The sequence below is a fragment of the Pengzhenrongella phosphoraccumulans genome (assembly GCF_045689905.1).
In the GTDB taxonomy this organism is placed as follows: domain Bacteria; phylum Actinomycetota; class Actinomycetes; order Actinomycetales; family Cellulomonadaceae; genus Pengzhenrongella; species Pengzhenrongella phosphoraccumulans.
The window spans coordinates 3,363,715-3,384,930 of sequence record NZ_CP144210.1 but is presented as its reverse complement, the minus strand read 5'-3'; the positions used below and the strand labels follow the sequence as shown (position 1 = coordinate 3,384,930).

The following is a 21,216-nucleotide window of genomic DNA, read 5'->3' as shown; positions in this document are numbered from 1 at the left end:
TTCGATGCAGAATCGTCGGCAGATCGAGACAGGCTCCGCGGGCGCCGACACAGCGCAAGAGGCAGCCACCCGCGAACGGATGGCTGCCTCTTGGACAAGCGTGACCTGCGCTGAAACAGGTCCAGGGGGTGGAGGTGGCGGGAATCGAACCCGCGTCCGATGACTGTGAACCAGGACTTCTCCGGGCGCAGCTTGCTGCGCTTTTCTCGGCCCCAGCAATCTAGCAAGCATGCTGCTGACAGGCCCAGCCGTCTTAAGTCCCTGCAGCGGCGACGACAAACGCTGCAAGCAATCTCTCTAGATGACGCTAGTTACCGAGGCGAGAGCAAACTCGGACTAACGGACTTCGAAGACTCGCTCAGGCGGCGAGTGCGAAGTCGGTGCGCGTGTTGTTGGCACCTATTGGTTTTGCAGGGAGCGTTCACGAGATAACCCTGCATCCTCGGCCCGCTTCTCCTGGATCGACGATCACCGTCGAAACCGATCACCCCCCTGTGCAGTTTTCAAGCACTCGCCCCAGCCTCGCCGAGGCGAGTCTGGTTCGAACCCCCTCATCGTAGTCCCCCGAACTCCGGTCCGCGCCCAGTTCATTGCGTTCACCGTGCAGCGCCCTGCGCGGTGCCGCAAAATGGGGCCATGGACGAGCTACTGATCCTGCATCGAGTCAACGCCGACCACTTCACCACCCTCGTCGAGGCAGTCGGTGAGCGCTGGGACGCGGCCACGCCCTGCACCGACTGGGCAGTGCGCGACCTCGTGAACCACCTCACGGCGGAGCAGCTGTGGGTCCCCGAGCTCTTGGCCGGCCGCACGATCGCGGAGGTCGGCGACAAGTTCGCCGGGAACGTGCTCGGAGACGACCCCGTCGGGGCCTGGCGGACGGCGATCACCGCGGCCGTCGCTGCCTTCGCGGACGAGAGCACCCGCGGGCGCACCGTGAACTTGTCGTCGGGACCGCGGGCCGTGCACGAGTACCTCGACGAGATGGTCACCGACCTCGCGATCCACGGCTGGGACCTGGCGGTCGCGCTGCACGTCGACGAGACGATCGACCCGGTCACCGTCGACAGGTTGCTGATCGAGTGGACCGGCCGGGCCTCTGAGCTGCCGCACCCCATGTTCGGCGACGCGCTGCCCAGCGAGCCGGCCGACGACCCTCAGACCCAGCTGCTCGCGATCTTCGGTCGCCGCGCCTGACCCGCGGGCACCGTCACCAGCCACCGCCTCCCCCACCGCCGACTCCCCCACCGGAGAACCCGCCCGAGAAGCCCGACGATCCGGACGACCCGGGCGTCGGCGCCGAGATGGACTGCGTCGCGATCGCGGAGAAGCTTTCCATCGCGTGCCCGAACGAGTTCGTCGCCAGCCAGAACGCACCGACGTGGTAGCCCGGGCCGACGTACCACGTCGGTTCGGCGACCGGGCGTCCCTGCGCGGCCAGCCGGGCGAAGACCGCCGCCCACCGCTCGGTGAGACCGAACACGATCGCGTACGGAAGGTAGCGGCTGAACAGGTCCTCGCCCTCCTCGAACCTCAGCTGCTCCGCCTCGGCGGTCGCGAGGTACTGCCGGAAGCCCAGGGTCTGCGCGAGCACAGCCGTCCCGGTCGCGGTGCGCGCCGGCGCCGTCCGCGCGACCAGGAGCACCGCGACCCCGACGACGAGCACCCCGAGCCCGACCAGACCCCAGTGAGTGAGGGCCGCAAGGAGCACCGTGAGCAGGATCCCGACGGTCGTCAGCGCGATCCCCGCGAGCAACCAGTGCAGGCGCACGGTCTTCGGGTTCCCGCGGAACCAGCCGCGCGTGGTCACATCCTCGTAGAGCTCGCTCTGGACCGCGGCCATGGACGCGGCGAACGTCGTCTTGAGGCCTGACAGGCTCACATCGGACCGGCCCGCGAAGATCCCGTCGTGCAACGTCCGCTCGTACGGCGCGAGCTCGGCGTCGGCCGGGCGCAGCTGGACCAGCCGCCAGTCGGCGCCACGTCCCAGGAAGTTCGCCTCGGCGGTCTGCTCGATCCGCAGGTATCCGCGCACCGCGAGGTCGACGATCGACGCCGTCACGTCGCGCGGGTCGGCCCGCTCGTCGATCAGGGTGCCGAGCTGACCCGCGTGGAACCCGGCCGGCGGCGTGAAGTGGACCGCGATCGGCGTCCGCCGGTCGCGGGGCCCGACGGCGCCCGGTTGACCATCGGTCGGCGCCAGCCCCGGCGTCTGGTTGAGGAACTGCTCGTCGCGACCGCGCTGGCGGATCCGCGCGAGCACGAACCCGAGCCCGCCGAGCAGGACAGCCGCCGCCGCGAGCCCGGTCCACGGGGTCAGGGCGAACGCCTTGGCGGGCGTCCAGATCTCCTGCAGGATCGGCTCGACGTCGGTGAAGGTGCCCGCCGGGTAGCTCGTCGCGATCGTCAGCGCTTCACTCGGCCGCAGCGTGCCCTGCGTGAACTGAGCGCGGGCGCCGTCGGCCGTGGAGCTGTCGCACGTCCCGGTTCCGCCCACCGGTCCGGCGAAGCAGGCCACCTGCGCGACCGGCGCCGGACCGTCGACCGTGACGGTGATGTTGCTCAGCGGGATCTCCCACTGGTCACCGATGACGTTCCAGTACAGCTCGTCGCCGACACTGGACGCGTCGGCGCCATTGACGAGGCCCCGCACCGTGTAGGTCACGGTGTAGTGGTGCACGCCGCTGACGTCGTCGACGTCCGGGTCACCGATGCGGACCTGGAGCCAGCCGTTCTCCTCGGTCAGGTCGAGGTCGGCGGGCGCGGCCGAGGCGTCTTCGGACGTCGCGGTGAAGTCCGTGAACTCGAACACCCGGTCGTACTCGTCGTTGTAGCCCTGCGCGGTCGGCAGCGTCAGGTACGGGCCGTGCCCGGGGTCATCGCCGAAGTTGAAGTCGAAGTCGAGGACGACCGCCATCGTGCCGTCCGCGGCGAGGGTCACGCCGACGTCGTACCGGTCGATCTGGTTGCCCCTCGCGGTCGCCTGGGCCGGGAGCGCCCCGGCGACCGCGAGGGCGCACAGGAGCGCGAGGAGGACGCCGACACGGCCGAGCCGAGCACTCAGGGTCAGGAACAGCGCCGGGCGCTCAGCGGTCACGATGGGTCTGGATCGCGCGCTGCGCCTCACGGGTGTCTTGCTGCTCGCGCAGGGTGTGCCGCTTGTCGTACTCCTTCTTGCCACGGGCGAGGGCGATCTCGACCTTGGCGCGCCCGTCGACGAAGTACAGGCCCAGGGGCACGATCGTGTGCCCCTTCTCCTGCGTCTTGTCCGACAGCCGATCGATCTCGGACCGGTGCATGAGGAGCTTGCGCTTGCGGCGCGGCGCGTGGTTGGTCCAGGTGCCCTGCGTGTACTCGGGGATGTGCACGCCCTCGAGCCACGCCTCACCGCGCTCGATCGTGCAGTACCCGTCGACCAGCGAGGCCCGACCGGCGCGCAGCGCCTTGACCTCGGTGCCCATCAGCACGAGCCCGGCCTCGAACACGTCCTCGATGAAGTAGTCGTGCCGGGCCTTGCGGTTGCTGGCGACCAGCTTGCGCCCCTGTTCCTTGGCCACCGTGAAACCTTTCGCTCGTTCTCGCGCTCGCTGCCCGCCCAGCCTAGAGGACGCCGGGCTAGAGCCCGAGCAGGCTGCGGGGGTTCACGGTCGCCCCGTTGACGTACACCTCGAAGTGCAGGTGGCAGGCCGCCGACGTGCCGGTGTTGCCCGAGTACCCGATGAGCTGGCCCTGATCGACGTGCTGCCCGCCGCGCACCGCGAAGCTGGTCATGTGGTTGGAGCTCGACATGACCGAGCTGCCGTTGATGAAGCCGTAGTCGATCATCACCTGGTTGCCGAGGCCGAACCGCGACTTCGCCCACACGACGGTGCCGCTCCGGGGCGCGTACAGCGGCGTGTTGCAGTAGGTGCGCAGGTCGATGCCGGCGTGCAGCCGCACGTACCCGAGGATCGGGTGCATCCGCATGCCGTACTCGGAGGTCACGTACATCGGGCTGATCGACGTGGGGTTGCCGAAGATGGCGCCGGCCACGCTGCCGGATCCCCCGCCCGCGCTCGGCGCCGTGCCCGCGGCGGCCTGCGCCGCGCGCTGCTTGGCGATGATGTCCGCGAGCTCGGCCGCGATCGCGGCGGCCTCTGCGTCGGCCTTCGCGACCTCCGCCTCCGCCTGGGACTTCAGCGCGGCGATGGCCGCCTGCTTGGCGGTCTGGTCGACGATCAGCTGCTCGATCTCGGCCTCGCGTGCGGCGGCGGCGGCCTTCGCCGCGTCGGCCTCGACCACCTTGTTGTCGGCCTCGACCTTGAGCGCGGCGACCTTGTCCTTGACCGCGGTCAGGCGCGCCTCGCTGTTGCGGTTCGTGGCCTCCATCTGGTCGAGCTCGTCGAGGGCCTTGGTCTGGGTGCGCAGCGCGGTCGAGATCATGCCGTACTGGTCGACGAAGTCCGCGGTGCTGGTGGACTCCATCACGACGCTGAGGCTGGTCGCGGCCGTCTCGCCCTTGTACGCGCGACGCGCCATCTGCCCGACGGCGGTGCGGATCTCGTCGCCGCGTGCGCTGTCGGCGGCGATGGTCGTGGTGATCGCCGTCTCCTGCGCCTTCGCGTCCTCGAGCCGTGTCGCGATGAGGGTCGCTTCCCGTTGCGTGCGCTCGAGCTCGACCTGCGCGGCGGTGAGCTCGGCCTGCGCGACAGGCAGGCGCGCCTGGGTCGCCGCGAGGTCGGCCACGGCCTGACCCAGCTGGCTGCTCAGGCCCTCGATCGAGGCCGCGAGGGCGTCGGCCTTCGCCTGGTTGGCCGCCTGGCGGCTCCGGGCGTTGGCCTTCTGGTCGTTGTAGCTGTCGGCCAGGGCCGGGCTCGCGACCGCCGTGAGCGCGACGAGCACCGCGGTGAGCACCCCCGCGAGGAGCCGGCTGCGGCGCGTGCGGGGAGCATTCGCTGTCGGTCGAGGGTGCGTCATAGGACTCAGACCTTCGTGTAGCGGCTCAGGGTGACCACCGACGAGATCGCGGCCAGCACGATCGCCACGGCCACCAGGATCGGCGCGATCGTCCAGACGTTGCTCGTGTCGATGTAGTCGACGAACGTCACGGAGCTGCCGAGCCAGTCCGTCACCAGGTAGCGCACACCGAGCCACAGACCGCCGACGGCAAGTCCGGCCCCGATTGTGGCAGCGATCGCCCCCTCCAACATGAAGGGAAGCTGGATGAAAAGATTCGAGGCGCCCACGAGCCGCATGATGCCGGTCTCCCGACGACGGCTCAGGGCAGACAGCCGGATCGTCGTCGTGATCAACAGGACGGCGGCGAGGAGCATGACCGTGGCGAGCCCCACGGACAGCAGGGTCGCGCGATTGAGCACGAGGAACAGCGAGTCGAAGATCCGGCGCTGGTCCAGCACCTCCTCGACCCCGGGTCGACCCGCGAGCACGTCGGCGACCACCTGGTACTTCTCCGGATCGGCCAGCTTCACGCGATAGGAGGAGTTCATGTCGTCGGCAGTGACGGCCTTCGCCCACGGCTGGTCGGAGAGCTTCTTCTCGAAGGACGCGAACGCCTCGTCCTTGCTCTCGAAGTAGACCGTCTGGATGTACGGCTTGAGCTCCGGGGACTCGAGCTCGGCCTTGACCGCCGCGACCTGCTCGGGCGAGACCTCGCCGGCCGCACAGGTCGGGAGCTCCGAGCCCCGCGGGCACAGGAAGACCGAGACCTCGACCTTGCCGTACCAGTCGTCCTTCATCTGCGAGATCTGCTGCTGTAGGAGCGCAGCCGCGCCGACGAACGTGAGCGACACGAACGTCACGAGGATGACCGAGATGGTCATCGACAGGTTGCGCCGCAGACCGAGACCGATCTCGGACAGGATGAACTGCAGTCTCACGAAAGGCTCCTCAACGGCCCGAGCCGTACACGCCGCGGGACTGGTCTCGGACCATCTCGCCGGTGGACAGCTCGATCACGCGCTTGCGCATCTGGTCAACGATCTCGTCGTCGTGGGTGGCCATCACGACGGTCGTGCCGGTCCGGTTGATCCGGTCCAGCAGCCGCATGATGCCCAGGGAGGTGGTCGGGTCGAGGTTTCCGGTGGGCTCGTCCGCGAGCAGGATCGAGGGCCGGTTGACGAAGGCGCGCGCGATGGCCACACGCTGCTGCTCGCCGCCGGACAGCTCGTGCGGGCGGCGCTTCTCCATCCCGGCGAGCCCGACCATGTCGAGCACGTCGGGCACCGTCGTCATGATGTGGTGGCGCGGCTTGCCGATGACCTGCAGCGCGAAGGCGACGTTCTCGAAGACGGTCTTGTTCGGCAGCAGGCGGAAGTCCTGGAACACGGCGCCGATCTGGCGGCGCAGGTGCGGGACCTTCCACGTCGACAGCAGGGACAGGTCGCGGCCGGCCACGAAGACCTTGCCCCCGGTCGGGCGCTCCTCGCGCATCACGAGGTGCAGGAACGTCGACTTGCCGGATCCCGAGGTCCCCACGAGGAACACGAACTCACCGCGCTCGATGTCCAGGGAGACCTGGTCGAGCGCGGGCCGCGCGCCGCGCGCGTAGACCTTGGTGACGTTCTCGAAACGGATCACGGCTGCCGATGACCAATGCTGGGGGACGGGGAGAGGCACGATTTGGCCAAATTAAGACTAGGCAGGCCCGTGAGACGTTCCCCCGCAGACACGCCGGGCACCAACCTGTGAGCAGGGCGCGGGTCGTCGGGTTCGACGACTCGTGACCGGTTTGCCCCGACTACTCCGGCAGGTCTTGGCTGCGGCGCCACCGGATGCCCGCTTCGATGAAGTCGTCGATCTCGCCGTCGAAAACCCCGGAGGTGTTGCCGACCTCGTACTCCGTACGCAGGTCCTTGACCATCTGGTACGGGTGCAGCACGTAGGAGCGCATCTGGTCGCCCCAGCTCGCCTTGATGTCGCCGGCCATGAGCTTCTTCGCGGCGTTCTCCTCGGCCTGGCGCTGCAGCAGCAGCCGGGACTGGAGCACGCGCAGCGCGGCGGCGCGGTTCTGGATCTGCGACTTCTCGTTCTGCATCGACACGACGATGCCGGTCGGGATGTGCGTCATGCGGACCGCGGAGTCGGTGGTGTTGACGGACTGACCGCCGGGGCCGGACGAGCGGAACACGTCGACCTTGATCTCGTTCTCGGGGATCTCGACGCTGTCGGTCTGCTCGATGAGCGGGATGACCTCGACCGCGGCGAACGACGTCTGGCGGCGGCCCTGGTTGTCGAAGGGCGAGATGCGCACGAGGCGGTGCGTGCCGGCCTCGACCGACAGGTTGCCGAACGCGTAGGGCGCCTTGACCTCGAACGTGGCCGACTTCAGCCCGGCCTCCTCCGCGTACGAGGTGTCGAGCACCGTCGTCGGGTAGCCGTGCCGCTCGGCCCAGCGCAGGTACATGCGCATGAGCATCTCGGCGAAGTCCGCCGCGTCGACCCCGCCCGCGCCGGACCGGATCGTGACGACGGCCTCGCGGATGTCGTACTCGCCCGAGAGCAGCGTGCGCACCTCGAGCTCGCGCAGGTCGTCCCGGATCACGGTCAGCTCGGCCTCGGCCTCGCCGAGGGCCTGCGCGACGTCGGCGCCGTCGGCCGCGACGTCTTCCGTCGCCATCTCGACCAGCGTCTCGAGGTCGTCGATCCGGCTGCCGAAGCGCTCCAGCCGCTCGAGCTCGCTCTGGGAGTGGGACAGCGCCGAGGTGACGACCTGCGCGGCCTCGGGGTCGTCCCACAGGTCGGGGGCCGAGGCCTGCTCGGACAGGTCGGCGATCTTGGTCCGCAGGGCTACAGGGTCAGTCACGGCCTGGATCGAGTCCAGGGTGCTGCGCAGGGAGCGAATCTCGGCTGCAAAGTCGGTGGCTGCCACGAGAGTCCAGGTTACAGGGCCGCCATGGGCGGCCGTGCCGGGGCCGGCGGCGCCCCGGCTCACCCCGGCCGGGCGCTCACCACGACCGGGCGCTCGACGTGACCCGCAGCAGGATGCCGTCCGACCAGGGCGCCGTGACCCAGCTGATCAGCGCGGGCCGCGCCACCGCGGTGAGCGTCACCTGGGCCGTGCGCCCGTCGGGGCTGACGGCGCCCGCAACCTGCAGCCCGTCGAGGCCGGCGGCGGCGCCGGGTGCGGCCGCGAGGTGCGCGTCGACGGACCTGCGAACGCCGTCGTCCGTGAGCGGCACGACGGCGCCCGCCGTCGGCGCGGCGGCCCGCCCGCCGTAGAACGCGTCGAGATCGATCGACTCCGCGCCCGCGAGCGCGAGATCGTCCGCGAGCATCAGCAGGTGTTTACGTTCGAGGTGGACGCTCGTAGCCGAGACCACGGCGGTCACCAGGAGCAGCGCCAGCGCGGCGAACGCGATCGAGAGCAGGGTGATCTGGCCCGCCTCCCGCCCGGCGCGGTCGATGCGAGCGCGCACCCAGCCGAACGCACGCGTGGTCACGCGAGCCATCTCAACCTGCCCCGCCAAACCGGCCGACCGGGGCGACGTGCTCCGCCGCGACCGGCACCGCCAGCGGCACGGCCGACCGGACGAACCCCGGCACGAACGGCAGGTCGACGTCGAACGCGACCCGGACGAGCACGCTGCTCCCGGGCGTCAGGCACGGGTCCGTCGAGCATTCGAGGCCCAGCGCCGCCGCCGGGTCGACGGCCGCGAAACCCTGGTCGCTGAGCGCGAGATGCACCGCCGCGACCGCCTGCCGACTCCCTTCATCGGGCCCGACGGCGGTCGTGAACGCGCGACCCGCCTCGCGCGCCGCACCTTCCGCCGCGAAGGTGGCCGCCTGCAGCCGGCCCAGGACCAGGACCAGATACACGATCGGCACGAGGAGCAGCAGGGTGACCGCAAGGAACTCGATGACGGCGCTGCCCGCGTCATCGGGACCCCGACCTCGGGCGAGCCTCACGGCAACTCCCGTAGCGCATGCCCTGTGACAGTCAGGGTGCCTGCCAGGCCGAGGAGTCCCGCGACCGGCAGCGGCGCGGTGACCCGGACCTCGACCACGGCGAGCCCATCGAGGTCCCGGTCGACGGCTGTGACGTCGTCGGCGTAGCCCGGCGCGAGCGACATCCCGATCAGGTCACGCGTACGCGCAGCCCCGTCCGCGGGCGTGCGGTCGGCCAGGGCGGCGTACCTGGCCCCCTCCGAGGCGCAGTCGACGAGCGTATTGCGCACGTGCAGCGCGAGCGTCAGCTGCAGGACGGCCGCGAACACCAGCGTGACCAGTCCCGCGACGAGCGCGAAGTCCACGATGGCCGAGCCGGCCTCACCGCGGGGACGCACCGGCCGCTCAGCCGATCTGGCCGGTGACACGCGCGATCGAGTCGGTGAAGACGGCGGTCAGGGCCGGGCCGGCGACGGCCCACAGGGCGATGACCAGGCCGGCCGTCATCAAGGTGATCAGGACCCACCCCGGGACGTCGCCGCGATCTGCACGGGTGGTCCGGGCCAGGCGCACCCCGGTTCGGCGAATCGCTCGGGCGACCCGTCCCCTGCCAGTGCTGGGCCGTGCGCTGAGCACCTGCTGCATCGTTGACTCCCCTGTGTCGTCGAGCTGGATGGATTCGGCGCCCGTGCCCGGGCGGTGACTCATGGACCCAGCCGAAGGATGGCCAGGCTCGGGAACACGGCGAACGCCACCGTGATAGGCAGGATGAGAAAGACGACCGGGACCATCATCAGAACCTCTTTGCGCCCACCCGCCTCCATCAGCGCGCGCCGCCCCGACTCGCGCACGTCCTGCGCCTGGGCCCGGAGCACCTCGGCCAGGGGTGTCCCCCGCTCAAGGGCAACTGCGACCCCCTCCGCGAAGCGCGTCAGCGGGGCCAGCCCGGTGCGCTCCGCGAGCCGCTCGAGCGCGACCGTGAGCGGCGTACCCGAGCGGGCGTCGGCCAGGGTCCGGGCGAGCTCGTCCGCGAGGATGCCGTGCGTCGTCCGCACGACCCGCTCGAGCGCGCCGACCGGCCCCTCCCCCGCGCCGACCGAGAGCGCGAGCAGCTCAGCGACCGTCGGCAGCTCGGCGAGCATGCGCTCCTCCCGCTGACGAACCTGGCGGGCCAGGACCTGATCTCGCGACAGCACCCCGGCGACGCCGCAGGCCACCACGAGGACCGAACCCGCGAGCAGCGACGTACCGCTCCCGGCAGCAAGCGCCAGGGCGAGAGCCAGTCCGCCCGCGAGCCCGATGACCCCCCAGACGACCTGCGCACCCCGGAACTGCTCGACGGACTCCGGCCGCCCGGCCCGCTCCAGCCGGCTTCGGAGCTCGGCGGACGACGAGCCGAGCCGGGCGACGAGGCGGACGCCGTCGGACATCACGGGAGCGATCAGCCGCTCGAGGGTCGGGAACGGGGTGCGCACCTCGAGCCCGCCGAGCAGGGCCGACGACGACCGGGGCGAGCGCAGGTAGGGAGCCAGCCGGTCATCGAGGCGCACCCTCCGCGCCGCCAGGCGCGCGACGGTGAGCCAGAGACCGAAGCCCCCGAGCGCGCCGATCATCGCGCCGACGGCCGCGCCGCTCACCGCAGCACCCGGGCTTCCTCGGGCAGGCGACCGATGCGCACCATCAACCGGTAGGCCACGATCGAGCTCGCCGCGCCGGCGACGAGGACGACACCGCCCGCGACGGAGTTGAAGGCCTGGGCCGCCTCCGGGCGGGTCGACAGGAGCGCGAGCACGATCCACGGTGCCGCCACTGCGAGCCGGGCAGCGTTCACCGTCCAGCTCTGGCGCGCCTCGAGCTCGCCGCGGGTGCGCGCGTCGTCGCGAAGGAAGGCGGACAAGGTCCGCAGCAGCCGACCGAGATCCATGCCGCCGACGTCCCGCGTGATGCGCAACGCCTCGACGATGCGGTCGGCCACCGGGTCGGCCAGTCGGGCCTTGAGCGCATCGAGGCAGTCCCCGAACCGGCCCGTGGCCCGGTAGTCCTCGGCGAAGGCCCGGAATGACGCGCGCAGCTCGATGGGACCGCGATCGCCCAGCTGACCGACGGCCTCCGGCAACGAGAGCCCGGCGCGCACCCCGGAGCCGAGGTTGTCGACGACCTCCGGCCACACGTCACGGAGCGCGGTGCGGCGCCGTCGGGCACGGGACCGCACGAGCGCCATCGGAGCGGCCGACGCCATCGCCGCGAAGCAGGCCGCGATCGCCGGGGACCCCGTGAGCGCGGACCCGAGCAGGAGCAGGAGGACGCCGAGGCCGACGGACGTCGTCGCGAGCGCCGTGGGCGTGACGCCCGGCGCACCCGCCTGCACCAGGACGTCCTGCGTGCGCTCCGCCCAGCCGTCGCGCCGGGTCGGGCGCGGCAGGCCCGGCGCCCAGAAGGACCACCAGACGCAGAACAGCCCCGCGCCCAGCAGCAGCCCGATCACGACCCCCATCGCCGACGCCCGCTCAGCGCTCGCCGCGCATCAGCGCGGGCAGATCGATCCCGGCACCGGCGAACCGATCCGGGTGCGGCGGGTAGCCGTCGCCCCGTACGAGCGCGCCGGCCTCGAGGTGGAAGAGGTCGGCGGTCTCGACGATCCCGCCCTCGGCTCGGCCCGGCACGCCGACGATCTCGCGCACGCGGCGCCGTCCGCGCCCGTCGACCTCCAGGTGCAGCACGAGGTCGATCGCTGCGGCCACGGTCGGGACGACGAACCGGTCCGAGACGTTCTCGCCCGCCAAAGCACGAAAGGGAGGGGGCAAGATCACTCGTCGTCTGGCGGCGAGTGATCTTGCCGGTCAACCGGGGATCGGTGCATCAGACCCCACGTCCCCCATCTGCGAAGTCGGCGCCGATCTACCCAATCTCGACGTCCCGCGCGCTGGACCCGCCAAACCCGTCCTGCCGAGGCTCCCCCACTCGACTCAGCGGCTCGCATGCCGACCGCGCTCCAGTCGCGTAACCCTCCAATAGGGGCCTCCTTCGTCGTAGAGGTGAGCACCTCCAGCGTCCGCCAGAGGGTCACGAGGAGCGGAGGCCCCGCTCCTTCATCGCATCAAGTGGCGACCCGCGATGAATGGGGGCCTGCGCGTTCGCCGGCGCAGAGCGCGGGTTGTCGCCTGTTGCTGGCCGTAGATTGGTCGTGTCGATGGTCGAGTCCGGGATCAGTCTGCAGGTGACACGCGGATGAGGTTGCCGTCGGGGTCCCCTACGTGGACCACCAAAGTCCCAGAATGAGCACGCCTCCGACGAACGCACCAGCATCCGCACCCTCATTGAAGGCGTAGTTTTGCGCCACCGATTTCGGCGACTATGCGCCACCTAATCATCGTCAGAAGGCACGGTCCAGCCTCGGTTGTCACTGGCGCTCCACCATGAGAGCCCCAGGCCAGTCTGGAGCCCGATCAATCGGAACCCCCAGGGCGCGGAGATAACTGTTGATCATTTCCGGGGTGAAGCGGCTTGCTTTGGATCGACGCGAGTAGGCGTCTTGATCCTCGAACGGAAGCGGAGTCCCAGAGGTCTCAAACAGCCATCGGCCGCCGTCGTTGGCCGCAGCAATCGACCGCTCGAGGGCCAGCGGAGGTTCGCCGCCTGGGCCGTATATCTCCAGAATCCGGGCCGGGTAGGTCGCCTCGTCACCGACGCTTACTGCGCGGATTGCCCTGCAAGCAAGCTCCCTTGCGGCATAGCTGGGCAACACCCCGACGTCGGTTCCGAGAAGACCGTTGTTGAGGAGCACCGACCAAGCCCCGAGAGGAACACACAGGTACCGCGACACTGCGACTTCGGGCTGAAGAGCCGCAACCGCCTCGACCAGTGACGAACACGCTGGCTTTCGGATCTCCCATGCACCGTCGCTAAGGCCCTCTTGGATCCAGACAGAAAGTGTTTCCGAGTCAGTCTCGAAGAAGCCAACTTGCTCCGTAGTCGCGCCGCCCTCGGCGGATGGAAGCGTCACGGCACGAGCCTAAGCATGAAGTTGGATCCCGGATCGTTCGCGAGCAATCGCGCCTCATGCGCTGCTCCGCGTGGATTGGCGAGTCCCTCGTACTCGATGTAGTGGCGCTGCCCGCTCAATGAGTACTGGAGATCGGGACGGTTGATGCCAACACGTTGCCCGAGAGCGTTGACCTGTTGCTGGTTGACCCGGATATCGGTGGCTCCTCGCGGAAGTGCAGCGATGTCGGCCTGGAGCGCATTGTTGTGGGAAGCGCGCCCGACCGACCGGGTCAACCCTAGGGCTCGGGGTGCCAGCGGGGTGACCGCGGCGTCCCGCGCGAGCCTGGTGCCCGTATTTGCGGCCTTGGCTGCCGATGCGATCTTGCCGGCGCTTATGACTCGTTGGCCGGCGGCGACAAGTCCTGGGCCCATCGGCGCGAGGCTGGCGATGGTGCCGCCGTGACCGCCCCAGGTGTAGAAGGTGGAGCATGTATTGATGGTGTCGTCGGTGCCCATGCGGATACGGATTCGCTTGGTGATCCCGAAGGTCAAGGTGTCGCCGAACGCGGCGGACCAGTCCCCGGCGTCCTGGATCCAGTCGAGTCCGAGGGGGTCGGCGTATTGCAGTGGGTTGCCGCCGGTGTATCCGTAGGGGTTGCGGGTGGTGTCAACGAGGGCGTCGATGGTGAGGAACTGAGCGGTGGCAGGGTCGTAGTAGCGGGCGCGGAGGTAGATGTACCCGGTGGGGTCGGTGTATTCCCCGGCGTACCCGAACCGGGTGATCTCCGCGATTGGGTCGGCGGTGACGGTTTGGGGTTGGCCGTAGGTGTCGTAGTCGGCGTCGGAGGTCACCGTGCCGGTCGCGTTAGTGGTGGTGCGCACGGATCCGAGGGCGTCGGTGTGCAGGTAGTCGACCGCGCCGTTGGTCAGCGAGATCTGGGCCAGGGGCGTGGACCTGGCGCCGTAGATGTAGGCGTGGGTGGCGTCGGTGAGCAGTTCTGGGATCCCCGCCTGGGTGTCCCAGGTGAACTCCTCGGTCGTGGACTGACCGCCGGTGGTGGTGGTCGCCGTGGCGCGTAGCCCGGTCGCGCCGTACGTGTAGGCGGTGACGCCACCATCGGCGCCGGTCACGGTGGCGAGCTGGTTGGCCTGGTTGTAGGTGTGGGTGATCGTGCCTGCCGCGACCCCGCCGTCGGTGGTGGTGGCGGCGCGGTTGCCCCGGACGTCGTAGGCGAACGTCGCGGTCACGGCCGCGGTGTCGCCGGTGGCGGGAGTGGTGGCGGTGGTGAGTTGGCGGGCGGCGTCGTAGGCCAGGGTCCGCCCGCCCGCGAGGGTCGTAACCGAACCGGCGGCGTCGAACGCGAACGTCCCGGCGTCGTCGCCGGTGACCTGGGAGATCCGGGCCAGGGCATCCCATGTGAACGCGGACGTGGTCGTGGGGGTGATGGGTGGGGCGCGGGACCCGGTGGAGCGGGTGGTCGACTGCTGCGCCATCAAGCCGCTGTCGGTGTAGCTGTAGGCGAGGTCGAGCAGGTCCTCACCCGCCGAGCTCGTCGCGGTGATACCCAGGGTCTGGCCGGACGCGTCGCGGTCGTAGGCCGTGACCACGCCGTTGGGGTAGGTGACCTGCGCGGTCGCCCCGTCCGGGTCGTAGCCGAACGTGTAGGTCCCGTTGGTCCAGTCCGTGACCGCAGTGAGCTGCCCGGCGGCGTCGTAGGTGCGGTGCACCATGTCCCCGCTCGGGTACGTCAGGTCGGTCAGCTGATTGACGTCGTCCCACGCGTATCCGACGGACGTTGACCCGTGGGTGACCTGCAGGACCCGGCCCAGCACGTCGTAGGTGTACCCGGTGGTGCCGGTCGCGTCGGTGACCGACGTGACCCGCCCGGCCACGTCGAACACCGTGGCGATGTCCGCGGTCGCATCGGAGTAGTCGGTGCCGCTCGCGCGGCCCACCGCGTCGTAGGTGTACGTCGTGACGGCGCCGCCGGGCTGGGTCAGGGTGGTCAGGTTCCCTGCCCGGTCATACCCGTAGACGGTGACGCGCCCGGCGGTGTCGGTGGACATGGCCCGCCGCCCCGCGCCGTCGTAGGTGTACGCCGTCGTGGCGCCGGCGGCGTCAACGTAGGTCGTGACCTGCCCGGCCGCGTTGTACTCCCACACCAGCGCCGAACCGTCGGCCCGCACCACGCGCACCGGACGGCCTGCCTGGTCGAAGGTGCTCGTCGCAGCCCGGCCATCGGCGTCGGTGACCGACGTCGCCCGACCGGCCAGGTCATAGGTCGTCGTGGTCGCGTTCCCCAATGCATCGGTGACTGTTAGTACCTGGTCGGCGGCGTCGTAGCCGTAGGTCGTGCGGGCCCCGGACGGGCGGGCCGTGGCGGTGACCCGGTTCCCGGCGTCGTACTCGGTGCGGCTCACCCGACCCAAAGCGTCGGTGACCGACGTCGTGCGCCCGAGGACGTCATACGCGCTCGAGGTGGTCGACCCGGCCGCGTCCGTCACACTCAGCACCCGGCCCGCGCCGTCGTACGTCATCGACGTCACCGCCCCGGCGGCGTCGGACACCGCCACGAGCTGACCGGCCAGGTCGAACTGGCTGGTCGTGATCCCACCGGCGGCGTCGGTGAGCGTGGTGGGTTGGCCGGCTGCGTCGTACACGGCGGCGACCAGTCCGCCCAGCGCGTCCGTGCCCGTCAGCTGACGCCCGACGGCGTCGTAGGTGAACGCGGACGTGAACTGCGCCCCGACCGCCCCGGGCGCGGTGCCGCGAGGATCAGTGGCGGACACCTTGTTGCCGGCCGTGTCGTACACGGTCAGCGCCTGCGCCCCGTCGGGGCCGGTGACCGAGGACGTGAACCCGCGCGCGTCATAGGTGAACGACGTCACCCGACCGGCCGGGTCCGTCGCGGTGGCGATCGTGCCCTCTGGGTTGACCGTGAACGCGGTGACCCCGCCGTCGGCAGCCGTGCTCGACACCAGGTTCCCCCGCGCGTCGTAGCCCATCGTCGTGGTCTCACCGGCCGGGTTCGTCGTGGACGTCGCGTTGTTCAGGGCGTCGTAGGTGGCGGTGGAGACCCGGCCCAGCGGGTCCGTCACGCTCGTGCGGTTCCCGACCGCGTCGTAGGAGAACCGTGTGACCCGCCCGAGCGGGTCCGTCGTGGACTCGACCTGATTGGTCGGCCCATAGGTGAAGAACGTCGTCGCCTCGACAGTGGTGCCATACGCCTTGGTCTCGGAGAGCACCTGACCGTCGAGGTACCGCTCGATCGTGACCGCGCCGTCAGGGTCGGTGATCGTCGTCTGATCTGGTGTGTACGCGAAGGACGTCACTCGACCCAGCGGGTCGGTCTGGTTGATCACGCGACTGGCGGTGTCGTATGCGTTCGTCGTGACACCGCCCGACGCGTTCGTCATCGACACGACCCGGTGCGCCGAGTCGTACACGTAGGCCTTGGTCGAATCGTCGGCCGCGACCACGCCACTCAAGTCACCCGCGCCCGAATAGGTGTATGTCACCACGCGACCGGCCTGGTCCGTCACCGAGATCACACGAGAACCCGACCAGACGAAATCGAGGGACGCGCCCCGCCCATCGGCGGCGCGCGTGACGTGACCATCGGTGTAGGTCAAGGTCACGCTGTTGGCGTTCAGGTCCTGAAGCGAGGCAAGGCGCCCCGTGGCGTCAAACGCGAACACCTGCCGGTGTTCGCGGGTGAAGACGAACGTGCCATCCGGGCGCTGCTCAAGGGTCGCCTTGACCCGCGCGGGTGCGGCGAACTGTCCGTTCCCGGTGCGGGTGAACACGAGCACGCTGCCGTTCTCCTGCCGGACCTGTGCCTGCAGTGCGCTCCCCAGCGGACCGGTGACCCCGACTGGCACCGTCATCGTCATGTCGAAGTTGCTGGTCCACCCGAACCCCATCGGACCATCAACGCTGTTCCGGGAGGTCGCGAAGCTGCGCGTGAACACCAACGCCGGCGAGGCGTTGCCTGCACCCAGGTCCGTGGCACTCTCCCAGAACTCGCCCGTCACCGAGTTCACCGGGTCTCCGTGACACCGCTGGCTGCACGACACTGACGGGTTCGAGCCACCCGTGGTTTCACCGGCCGCGGTCGGGCCATTGCCCGCCGTGCTCAAACGGCCGCTGATCGCGCGCACGTCATTGGTCGGGATCGAGGCGTTCGGGACGTCTTGGGCCACGTAAGCAGTGAACGTGCGGTTTGCCGCGATCTGGAGATTTTGGGTCAACGTGGTCGCCGCAGTTCCGCACGGACCGTAGTAGTCGTTCGTGCACGACGCGATCAGCGTGCCCAAGTCGTCATAGATCGATAACCAGTACGGACCGTCGAGCTTGGCGCTGGCGATCGCGGTCAACTGGGTCTGCCCGGATGCCTCATTCCAGCCACGAGTCAAGGTGACCGATCCGTTCCAGCCAAAATTCCGAACGCTGATCGTGTTGGAGGTCGCGCGGAGATCGTCGCTAGGAACCGATCCGTCCGGTGCGTGCTGGGCGACGTACGCGGTGAACGTCCGAGTCACGTTCGTGTCCGCGTACACCCGGCGGGTCAACGTCGTAGCCGCCGACCCGCACAAGCCGTACGCGTCGTTCTGACACGAGGCGATTAACACCCCCGCTTCGTCATAGATCGACAACCAGTACGGACCATCCAGCTTGGGGCTGACCGTCGCCGTCAACGTCGCAAACGGGTCATGCACATCCACCTGCGTCCGGTCCACCGACAACAAGACCGTCCCCGACCACCCCGTGTTCGTGGCCGAGGAGGTGTTTGAAATCGCCCGCACATCATCGGTAGGCAAGGATCCTTCCGGGGCGTCCTGGGCGACGTACGCGGTGAACGTCCGGGTCACGTTCGTGTCCGCGTACACCCGGCGGGTCAACGTCGTAGCCGCCGACCCGCACAAGCCGTACGCGTCGTTCTGACACGAGGCGATTAACACCCCCGCTTCGTCATAGATCGACAACCAGTACGGACCATCCAGCTTGGGGCTGACCGTCGCCGTCAACGTCGCAAACGGGTCATGCACATCCACCTGCGTCCGGTCCACCGACAACAAGACCGTCCCCGACCACCCCGTGTTCGTGGCCGAGGAGGTGTTTGAAATCGCCCGCACATCATCGGTAGGCAAGGATCCTTCCGGGGCGTCCTGGGCGACATACGCGGTGAACGTCCGGGTCACGTTCGTGTCCGCATACACCCGGCGGGTCAACGTCATAGCCGCCGACCCGCATAACCCGTAGTAGTCGTTCTGACACGAGGCGATCAACACCCCCGCTTCGTCATAGATCGACAACCAGTACGGACCATCCAGCTTGGGGCTGACCGTCGCCGTCAACGTCGCGAACGGGTCATGCACATCCACCTGCGTCCGGTCCACCGACAACAAGACCGTCCCCGACCACCCCGTGTTGTGAGTGCCCACCGTGTTGGACGTCGCGCGGAGATCGTCGCTAGGAACCGATCCCTCCGGAGCATCCAGGGCGACGTACGCCGTAAACGTCCGGGTCACGTTCGTGTCCGCAAACACCCGGCGGGTCAACGTCGTAGCCGCCGACCCGCAAAAGCCGTACGCGTCGTTCTGACACGACGCGACCAACGCCCCCGCATCGTCATAGATCGACAACCAATACGGACCATCCAGCTTGGGGCTGACCGTCGCCGTCAACATCGCGAACGGGTCATGCACATCCACCTGCGCCCGGTCCACCGACAACGACACCGTCCCCGACCACGGCCCCTCGTCGGCGACCGCGGACACTGCGGGGACCACGACAAAGAGCGAGCTCCCAACGACGAGCGTTATCACCATCGACACGAGCCGCGCGAACCGCAACGTGGCCGAAACCGTGTAGCGCCCCATGACACCCTCCAAGTGAAGGGTGCGCCCGATGTGCCGGACTTTTCCCTGCGTGGATACTAGATGCGCAAGCAATGGAATCACCACGCAAGCGTCTCGATTAACCCAAACGGCGGACCGCCGTTCGGGGCTATCCGGGGGCTGCCGAGAGCCGGTCATGAGCTCCGCTCGACACGGCGTCGACCGAGTCGCGACTACTTCGCTTGTGCCTCTGTGGCGACGCGGGAGGACGAGGGCGACGTCGCCGGACCCGTTTTGTCCGGGCGGTGGTGCGGCGGCGGTGCTGCGCGGCGGACCCTCATCTCCGGGCCTAACGGCATCTTTGGCTCCACCAACGGCCAGACCACGCATACCAAGATGGGCAACGTGCAGGCTCGCGCTCAGGAGTGGCAAAACCTGGTGGGGTGGCTCTCGCCCGCCAAAGTACGAAAGGGAGGGGGTAAACCACGGTCCCATCGGCGCGCGCAGACGCGCGAGACGTGACGCCCTGTCAGTGGACGTCGAGATCCCAAGTCCGCCAGTTTGGCCGTCTGCTAAAGGGCCGTCGTTGGATCCCGTTGTGCCTGTATCGCCCGCAACTCGGCGACGAGCCCGTCGACGCGGGCCCGCTCGTCCGTGTCTGCGGCTTCGGCTGCCGTGATCGAAGCGTCCCGGGCTCGCAGGTCCACGTCATCTCGGGCCAGCAGCGCCGTCGCGCTGGCCAACGTCTCTTCTGCTGGGGCCATGGCCAGGTTCGTCCCGTCCCACCACACCCACGACAGCCTGGTCTGCTGCCCCTGCTCAGGAGACATCGACGCGAGCTTGGTCACTTCGACCTGCAACCTCTGGCGGTAGATGTCGACCGAAGACCTGTCGGTGTCGTACTGGGCGCGGTCTTGTGCGGTGGTGGCCGAACTGATGGCGGAAGCTTGCGAGGTCGCCGTGATGTCGGCCTGCATTCGTTCGAGCAGGCTGCGCTGGCCGGTGTACACCGCGACGACGGCTGCCCGGTCGGTAAAGACGGTGGAGTAAGTCGCCTCGAGCTGCGGGGCCAGTCCCCCATCACGCCAGACCTGTGTGCCGACGTAGGCGAACAGTTCCGTTGGCCGGTTTTCCTGATGGGAGCCGACCGAGCCTGCGATCTGGGCGCGCATGGGGTGGTCCGCTGCCAGCGCCGCGACCTCTACCTCCAGGAGCGCACCGAGCCGGGTACGCGTCTCCCGGCTGAGGCGATCCCATGCAGCGTGCAAGGTTTCGTGGGCAGCGCTCTCGACGACGGACCCTCGCAGCCGAGGGTCGGCCGGGGCGTACAGGACGATGCCCACTCCGTTGTAGCACCCCACCGCGCCGTCACTACGCAGAGTTCCCGCCAGCAACGCGTGCGCTGCTCGCGCTTCAACGCAGCGGCCGGCGAACTCCCGGGCGCCAAGAACCTCAGGCTTCGCGGCGTAGAAGAGCTCCCTGCCTTCGACCGAAAGGTGCGCTTCGTCAGCGAGCGCTACGACCTCAGCGGTCGGAGCCACCGGGGCGGGGGGCGGTACGACGGTGACCGGCGGTGGGGCCGGCTGCTCGATGGCGACGGCGGGCGGAAGTGCCGCGCGGACGTCGTCCGGTAGGGCGGAGGTGCCACTGTTCAGCCACCATGCTCCGCCAATGACGGTGACGAATACCGTTGCGGTGACCGCCAAGCCGCGCCGCGAACCTCGCCGAGCGGGCTGCCAGCCGGGCTGCGTACTGGTCCGCCAACCTTCCGGTTCAAGCCGGTTGCCGGCCGCTTCGTCGAGAACCCACTGAGGTATACGACCGCTGGGCGATCGAGGGAGGTGGTCTGGCACAAGGGGCACAGGTATGACCATCGGCCACTCCAGGCCCGTGGTTGAGTCCCTGATCCGAAGCGATTCGCCTGCGCGCTCACCGAGCCGAGAACCTGATACCCAACCGTCCCGAAGGTCGGGCCCGGACTCGGAGACGGCCCAAGAAAACCATCACATAGGTGGTCTGTTCTCGGCCTGGCGTAGTCCACGCGGTATGCACCGACTCTCGCGAAGCGATGCTCGAGTCCGCAGCCACCCCGCGGAACCACGCGATCGTCGAGCGGACCTTCGCGGATTTGGGGGCCGGGCAAATCGTCCACGTGCCCAGCCCGTGCGGAGTGAACAGCGCATGGACCGTCCTGGCCGCGATCGCACCTGGAAGAGCCGGACAGACCGGTCGCTTCCTCACGCAAGTTCGGAATACCCGGCGCCCAGAACAGTGCCGAGGTCCATTCTCGCGTGAACCGCCACCTTGTTCCAGAGGCCTTAAGGCCCCGCGAAGTAGCGACGAGGCCGAAGGGTGAACGATCAACTAGAGTCATAATCACCATGACTTTGCGTCCTAAATCTGTGACAACCTCGGACATTCGCCGCGAAGTATCTAATTAGTGCACCAAGCAATGGATTCTCGGGACCTACGGGATTGGTGTGACAACAGCGATCTAAAGTGCTACCG

General features: G+C 69.0%; 17 protein-coding genes and 1 other RNA gene. 1 reads left to right on the top strand and 17 read right to left on the bottom strand.

Going from position 1 to position 21,216, the window contains the following annotated elements:
• Window positions 1–126 precede the first annotated feature (126 nt).
• Window positions 127–492: a transfer-messenger RNA gene (gene ssrA, locus VTA80_RS15580) on the bottom strand.
• Window positions 493–636: 144 nt separating this feature from the next.
• Between ssrA and VTA80_RS15575 the strand changes: the two genes are divergently transcribed.
• Window positions 637–1,197 carry a TIGR03086 family metal-binding protein gene (locus tag VTA80_RS15575; RefSeq protein WP_407342001.1) on the top strand — a complete coding sequence of 187 codons (561 nt, stop codon included), beginning with the start codon at window positions 637–639 and terminating at the stop codon, window positions 1,195–1,197.
• Between the two features lie 13 nt (window positions 1,198–1,210).
• Here the strand turns inward: VTA80_RS15575 and VTA80_RS15570 are convergent, their stop codons facing one another.
• The 16 genes from VTA80_RS15570 to VTA80_RS15495 form a co-directional block, all read right to left on the bottom strand.
• On the bottom strand, window positions 1,211–3,097 hold the full coding sequence (locus VTA80_RS15570; protein ID WP_407342000.1) for a DUF2207 domain-containing protein: 1,887 nt from the start codon (window positions 3,095–3,097) through the stop codon (window positions 1,211–1,213).
• The gene (gene smpB, locus VTA80_RS15565) at window positions 3,087–3,557 is read right to left on the bottom strand and encodes an SsrA-binding protein SmpB (protein WP_407341999.1); all 471 of its coding nucleotides are present in this window, start codon (window positions 3,555–3,557) and stop codon (window positions 3,087–3,089) included. The genes VTA80_RS15570 and smpB overlap by 11 nt, the downstream gene beginning before the upstream one ends.
• 58 nt (window positions 3,558–3,615) lie before the next feature.
• Window positions 3,616–4,956, bottom strand: a complete 1,341-nt coding sequence (locus VTA80_RS15560; protein ID WP_407341998.1) for a peptidoglycan DD-metalloendopeptidase family protein — start codon at window positions 4,954–4,956, stop codon at window positions 3,616–3,618.
• A 5-nt stretch (window positions 4,957–4,961) separates the two neighbouring features.
• Window positions 4,962–5,876, bottom strand: a complete 915-nt coding sequence (gene ftsX, locus VTA80_RS15555; protein WP_407341997.1) for a permease-like cell division protein FtsX — start codon at window positions 5,874–5,876, stop codon at window positions 4,962–4,964.
• Between the two features lie 10 nt (window positions 5,877–5,886).
• A complete protein-coding gene (ftsE, locus tag VTA80_RS15550) occupies window positions 5,887–6,576 on the bottom strand; it encodes a cell division ATP-binding protein FtsE (RefSeq protein ID WP_407341996.1) in 690 nt (229 codons plus the stop codon).
• A gap of 160 nt (window positions 6,577–6,736) precedes the next feature.
• Entirely contained in the window at window positions 6,737–7,867 is a 1,131-nt protein-coding gene (prfB, locus tag VTA80_RS15545; protein WP_407341995.1) for a peptide chain release factor 2, read from the bottom strand.
• A 76-nt stretch (window positions 7,868–7,943) separates the two neighbouring features.
• A complete protein-coding gene (locus VTA80_RS15540) occupies window positions 7,944–8,438 on the bottom strand; it encodes a pilus assembly protein TadG-related protein (protein ID WP_407341994.1) in 495 nt (164 codons plus the stop codon).
• Between the two features lie 10 nt (window positions 8,439–8,448).
• Complete coding sequence (locus tag VTA80_RS15535; RefSeq protein WP_407341993.1) at window positions 8,449–8,904, bottom strand: pilus assembly protein; 456 nt, start codon at window positions 8,902–8,904, stop codon at window positions 8,449–8,451.
• Window positions 8,901–9,281: a TadE/TadG family type IV pilus assembly protein gene (locus tag VTA80_RS15530; RefSeq protein ID WP_407341992.1), complete on the bottom strand. Its 381-nt coding sequence runs from the start codon at window positions 9,279–9,281 to the stop codon at window positions 8,901–8,903. The genes VTA80_RS15535 and VTA80_RS15530 overlap by 4 nt, the downstream gene beginning before the upstream one ends.
• 7 nt (window positions 9,282–9,288) lie before the next feature.
• Window positions 9,289–9,528 carry a hypothetical protein gene (locus VTA80_RS15525; protein ID WP_407345790.1) on the bottom strand — a complete coding sequence of 80 codons (240 nt, stop codon included), beginning with the start codon at window positions 9,526–9,528 and terminating at the stop codon, window positions 9,289–9,291.
• Between the two features lie 59 nt (window positions 9,529–9,587).
• Window positions 9,588–10,520, bottom strand: coding sequence for a type II secretion system F family protein (locus VTA80_RS15520; protein ID WP_407341991.1), 933 nt, complete (start codon window positions 10,518–10,520; stop codon window positions 9,588–9,590).
• Window positions 10,517–11,377 carry a type II secretion system F family protein gene (locus VTA80_RS15515; protein WP_407341990.1) on the bottom strand — a complete coding sequence of 287 codons (861 nt, stop codon included), beginning with the start codon at window positions 11,375–11,377 and terminating at the stop codon, window positions 10,517–10,519. The genes VTA80_RS15520 and VTA80_RS15515 overlap by 4 nt, the downstream gene beginning before the upstream one ends.
• Before the next feature lie 13 nt (window positions 11,378–11,390).
• On the bottom strand, window positions 11,391–11,687 hold the full coding sequence (locus VTA80_RS15510) for a hypothetical protein (protein WP_407341989.1): 297 nt from the start codon (window positions 11,685–11,687) through the stop codon (window positions 11,391–11,393).
• Window positions 11,688–12,283: 596 nt separating this feature from the next.
• Window positions 12,284–12,886 (bottom strand): hypothetical protein, encoded by a 603-nt coding sequence (locus VTA80_RS15505; protein WP_407341988.1) that lies wholly within the window; start codon window positions 12,884–12,886, stop codon window positions 12,284–12,286.
• Window positions 12,883–18,750 carry an RHS repeat-associated core domain-containing protein gene (locus VTA80_RS15500; protein ID WP_407341987.1) on the bottom strand — a complete coding sequence of 1,956 codons (5,868 nt, stop codon included), beginning with the start codon at window positions 18,748–18,750 and terminating at the stop codon, window positions 12,883–12,885. The genes VTA80_RS15505 and VTA80_RS15500 overlap by 4 nt, the downstream gene beginning before the upstream one ends.
• Before the next feature lie 530 nt (window positions 18,751–19,280).
• The gene (locus VTA80_RS15495) at window positions 19,281–20,414 is read right to left on the bottom strand and encodes a hypothetical protein (RefSeq protein WP_407341986.1); all 1,134 of its coding nucleotides are present in this window, start codon (window positions 20,412–20,414) and stop codon (window positions 19,281–19,283) included.
• Between the last annotated feature and the right edge of the window lie 802 nt (window positions 20,415–21,216).

Coding starts and splice junctions, on each gene's coding strand:
- VTA80_RS15500 (WP_407341987.1), bottom strand. CDS start 18,750: ATGGGGCGCTACACGGTTTCGGCCACGTTGCGGTTCGCGCGGCTCGTG.
- VTA80_RS15560 (WP_407341998.1), bottom strand. CDS start 4,956: ATGACGCACCCTCGACCGACAGCGAATGCTCCCCGCACGCGCCGCAGC.
- VTA80_RS15515 (WP_407341990.1), bottom strand. CDS start 11,377: ATGGGGGTCGTGATCGGGCTGCTGCTGGGCGCGGGGCTGTTCTGCGTC.
- VTA80_RS15575 (WP_407342001.1), top strand. CDS start 637: ATGGACGAGCTACTGATCCTGCATCGAGTCAACGCCGACCACTTCACC.
- VTA80_RS15525 (WP_407345790.1), bottom strand. CDS start 9,528: ATGCAGCAGGTGCTCAGCGCACGGCCCAGCACTGGCAGGGGACGGGTC.